This window comes from Microcystis sp. M165S2, from assembly GCF_020245885.1.
Taxonomy (GTDB): Bacteria; Cyanobacteriota; Cyanobacteriia; order Cyanobacteriales; family Microcystaceae; genus Microcystis.
Genome location: NZ_JADBTZ010000075.1, coordinates 1 through 4,643 on the forward strand (window position 1 = coordinate 1; position 4,643 = coordinate 4,643).

A 4,643-nucleotide genomic window follows, 5' to 3' on the forward strand; every position below is an offset into this window, starting at 1 on the left:
AAAACAAACTTTTCGCCATAATAAATTAATCCAAATATTAACAAGAAGAAAGGAAATTCCGATAAATAATAAACGAATAACTGGCTTTTTATTAGTGGTTTTAAGGCGACAAATATTTTTAATTCTATAGCTAGTCTCAATTCCAAACCGCTGACGATCCTGAGTTTCGAGAGGGATATGTTGAATTAAACAATCAATTGTTGTTTGTAATGTTTCTGATTCTGTTAGTAGTATTTGGCGGGTTTCGTTAACCAATTTTCAAATTTATTGCTGAAGTTTATTGATTTTATTCTAACATTTTTAGGTTTTTTTTGAGCGATTTTTTCTTTGATTAGTCAATCTAGATATAGATAACTTTTACTTACCATTAGTCGTTGTCTGAGTACATAAATACTAAGAAAATCCCTAATTTTTTAGCCCCTATCATTTAGCGATCGCTATTGGACAAAAACTTTTCCATCTACTGAGATTGACCGTTGAGCGGTGTAGGGGCTTTTTCTGCTCACTCACAAAGAACGCCTTGCTCTCTGGTTTCAGCTTTCCCCTCACGCTTAGCCATTTCTGGATCGCCCTTAACTCATCCCCTCTGAGCGGATGGGTTGTCGATAAGCCCCCTTTAAGCCTCGTGACGTGCAGTTGACGGCTTTCGGTGTCCACCTTCCACCTGGTCTAGACGCAGCCTACAGGCTTCAGAAACCCTCAATCCGTGACGATACATCAACAACACCAGACAGAAATCGCGGGGGGCGTTCCTGCTCCCCTTGATTGCCTCTAGCAGTCTTTCCACCTCACGGCTGGTCAGGTGCTTGCGGTTATTAACTCGATGTTGGAATTGCCTAATCTTGTTCAATCGTTACAGAAGGGCAAACAATTGTCCGAAAACCAATGTGGTTAGTGGAGGTATCGATATCCTCCGGGTGACGAGCGGCGGGACGGTAGCGAGCGCAGTAGTTAGGCGAACAGAGAAAAGAACCCCCTTTAAGTACCTTACGTGGTTTTTGCATTGAGGGTGATAATTTTCGGTTGTAGCTATCTGCTTCTGTTCCACCTCTAGGATTTTTGGGCGTGCAACAAGCTTTTGTGGGGTTTTCTGGATGTTTCTCCCGATACCAATCGGTCGTCCATTCCCAAACATTACCAATCATGTCATAGAGTCCATAGCCATTGGCAGGATAGCAACCAACGGCTTCTGTCCCTGGTGGATGATGTTTTAAATTTTCCCAAGGAAACCTTCCTTGCCAGGTATTTGCCATTACCTTACCGTTGGGCATAAATTCATTACCCCAAGCGAAGTCTGCGCCATCTAATCCGCCTCGTGCTGCTAATTCCCACTGGGCTTCCGTTGGCAGTTCTTTACCTGCCCATTTAGCATAGGCAAGAGCATCTTCATACACAATATGCACAACAGGGAAATTTTCTCGATTTTTAATGGAACTATTGGGACCTTCAGGATGTCGCCAGTCAGCACCAGGGACGTACTGCCACCAACATAAAGTCCGGGGATCGACAGGGCGATCGGGCTTAACAAATACTGCCGATCCGGGTACTAACATTGCGGGATCAGCGCCAGGATAGTCTTCTGCCTTCGGGGGCTTTTCAGCAAAGGTAACGTAGCCTGTTTCTTTGACGAATTTTTGAAATTGTTTGTTAGTCACTAAATAGCGATCCATCCAGAAGCCACTGACGGTTACCCAGTGAGCGGGTGCTTCTTCTGGATATTTTGAGTTGTTGGCTCCCATCTCGAAAGTGCGCTCAGGAATCCAGACCATATCTTTATGGGGAGGTTTACCCGGATGAGAGGGCGGTTTTTTAGATATTTGTGAATTTGAAGTCACTTTGAATAAGAGTAAAGGTTAAAATTACTAGAAGTTAGGCAATGCCCCTATAAACAATGTTTTGGGTAGGGGCAATTGATGAATTGCCCCTAGAGATAGTGTCTATGGGTAAGTCCCTAGATTCAAGATGTTAGTCACGCCACAGCATACCCTGGAATTCTTTCGCAGGATCTACTGATGGTGCGTCGTTTTTGATGGTGACTACGACCTTTTCAAGGATCGCGCCTTCAAACTCGTAGGGGATGTCTTCTGCGTAGTCTTGTGACACAGGCTGGCCCGCATCTCGACCAATATTGAATCCTTCCCCAGATAGGGCAAACTTGGAGGGTTGGGTCAGGAACTGATTGGGGGATACCCACTCTTGTCCCCACTTCGTCCAATCTTCTCCATTACCCAACTCCCATGTCGTCTCTAAATCTGAAACAGGGGTACCTTTGATGGTAATGGACAGTTGAACTTCTCCTAAAGTGCTGTTACCGTACTCGGCTGCATTAAGGCCAGCCTTTGCTCCCTGTAAAGCACTTTTGTTAAATTCAACTTTGAGCTTCACTTCATCATTGGGTGTCAAATTAGCCAGAGCGTCGGTTGGGAGTGGACAACTGACCTTCTGCTCCCGTTGCCCTAGCCAGTTATAGACATAACAAAGCCGGTTATTATGGATATAGAAACTGTGTCCACCAAACCGTCCCCCGTGAGCTAACAGAACCCCTTCCGGAGTGGCTCCATTGGTGAAGAAACCAACGGTTGCCGTAATCGCATAAGACCGACTCCGAAGGTTGGGAGCTACCGCTTCAGGAATTTCGGATCCCCCTGGATAGTAGGTGTAGTCAAATGTTTTACTAGTGTCGTCGCCCTCCTTAAATGGGGGATCTGACAACTGAGGGCGTGGCGTTGAAATGATTTCAGTCGTTGAGCGATCGTCGAGTGGCACGCCGTTATATTTTCCTGCTTGCACGAACCACATATTTTTCAATCGTTCGAGCTGTTGCTCTAAGTCTTTACGCTGATCGTTATGGCGCCTTAAATAATCCTCTGACACCAGGTTTGTGGATTGAGTGGGGTCACTCAATAATCCTAACTTGGCTCCTAGCGTCGTGTTAGAACCATCCATACAGTAGAGTTCCCAGGTATCTAACTCAAAGTTACCCCAATTAGAAGGTGTGGGAGCATGAACAGTACAAGCGTGCCAGCCTTTATACCAAACTGCCCGGGTTCCCAGCATGGAATAAAACTGAGTCTCTCGTACTTTCTTCGAGTTACCATTCTCGTCTTTGGGTTTGAGATGATCATTTTTGTAAGGAAATTGATACTTAGGTTGACCATACTTACGATCAAACGTATATTTGAAGCTGATGCCCTCAATCGGGTTTTGGGTATAGCCTTTGACGACTGCTGGGGGTTCTATGTTGACCATTTCGTAAAGGGTTGGCACCAGATCAACCGCATGAATATACTGTTTACGGTATTCGTATGTGTCTTCATCCGTTGTTTTTTCAATGCCGGGTCCGCACATCATAAAGGGAGTGGCTGCACCACCTTCATAGCCAGACCAACGTTTCCAGTATTTGAAAGGGGTATCAAAAGCCCATGCCCAACCGGAGGGGTAGTGATTGTAGGTTTTTTCTGTGCCTAGAGCCTGGAGCAAAGCAAAGTTTTTGTCAAAATTGTCTTCAACGCCATTGAAAAATAGGTTTTCGTTGACTGAGCCATTAGGACCTCCCTCGGCACTGGCACCATTATCCGCTACCGCAATGATAATCGTGTTGTCCATTTGCCCTGTTTTTTCGAGAAAGTCTAGCAAACGACCAATTTGTTCATCGGTGTAGGTGGAGAAAGCGGCATAAATTTCTGCCATACGGATAAACAGAGCCTTCTCTTTTTGGTCCAAATCATCCCAAGGTCTTACATAATCGGTGGAAGGCCAAGCTTTTCCTGGAGGTACTCCAATGATATCGTCCACAGTAAGCTCACCGTCATAGTTCTTATCAAGTACACCCTCATTATGAGGATTGATCGTCGCGGGGGAGAAGTCGCCTTCAAAGATTCCCAACGCTTTCATGTTGGCGAGAACCTCTTTGCGGTACTCTTCATAGCCATCTTTAAAGACGCTAGTCTCAATAAAGGAGGTATCCTCTGGATTATTTTTATCTCCTAAAGTTGTGTTGTACTCATACTTTAAGATCATCTCGGGCCAGATTTGATGGGGGGCATGATTCGCGCCAGGAGAGAAGTACATCATCCAAGGTTTTTTAGGGGCGATCGCGGTTGTATCTTGGATAAAAGAAATTGCCTTATCTACCAAGTCTTTCGAGAGATGATAGCCGTTCTCCGTGTCGTCCAAATCGGGTCCATAGGGAGGCTCAATTAGATGATTGTCATAGACGAGATCGGGATACCATTGATCCGTTTCTCCCCCTAGAAATCCATAATAGCGTTCAAACCCACGACCCAGAGGCCAATTTCGCTTGCTTGCCGCCATATTTGCTTCTTCTTGTGGTACTAAATGCCATTTACCCAGAGCGAAGGTATTCCAGCCCCGTTCACCTAATACGGCTGGAATCATGGCATTTTCAAAGGGGATGCGACCATTACTTCCCGGAAAACCCGTGGTGGCTTCTTCAATACAAGACATCCCGTTACTGGTGGCATTGCGTCCATTTAAAAGAGTTGACATCCTCACCGCCGTAAACGGACGGCGATTCCCAAACCTCACGATTTAGGTTTCTGCTTCTTTCCCTTGCGGGGTTTCGCACCTGCCTTAACAGATTTACTCTGTTCTGGTCTTATGGTCGCTCTACAGACTGACAC

4 protein-coding genes and 1 pseudogene are annotated in these 4,643 nt (G+C 45.5%); all 5 read right to left on the reverse strand.

The window, feature by feature from the left end:
- Window positions 1–156: pseudogene (locus tag IM479_RS22970) on the reverse strand (ISH3 family transposase); the annotation flags it as partial.
- Between the two features lie 267 nt (window positions 157–423).
- On the reverse strand, window positions 424–657 hold the full coding sequence (locus tag IM479_RS22510) for a tyrosine-type recombinase/integrase (RefSeq protein ID WP_353737595.1): 234 nt from the start codon (window positions 655–657) through the stop codon (window positions 424–426).
- Window positions 617–850, reverse strand: a complete 234-nt coding sequence (locus IM479_RS22515) for a tyrosine-type recombinase/integrase (protein WP_353737596.1) — start codon at window positions 848–850, stop codon at window positions 617–619. Before IM479_RS22515 ends, IM479_RS22510 begins: the two co-directional genes overlap by 41 nt.
- Window positions 837–1,835, reverse strand: a complete 999-nt coding sequence (locus IM479_RS04265) for a formylglycine-generating enzyme family protein (protein ID WP_287709277.1) — start codon at window positions 1,833–1,835, stop codon at window positions 837–839. The genes IM479_RS22515 and IM479_RS04265 overlap by 14 nt, the downstream gene beginning before the upstream one ends.
- A gap of 130 nt (window positions 1,836–1,965) precedes the next feature.
- Window positions 1,966–4,509, reverse strand: coding sequence for a sulfatase-like hydrolase/transferase (locus tag IM479_RS04270; RefSeq protein WP_287699247.1), 2,544 nt, complete (start codon window positions 4,507–4,509; stop codon window positions 1,966–1,968).
- Between the last annotated feature and the right edge of the window lie 134 nt (window positions 4,510–4,643).

What these genes read in the sequence shown, in the direction of transcription:
- IM479_RS04270 (WP_287699247.1), bottom strand. Translation starts at nt 4,509, where the DNA reads ATGTCAACTCTTTTAAATGGACGCAATGCCACCAGTAACGGGATGTCT.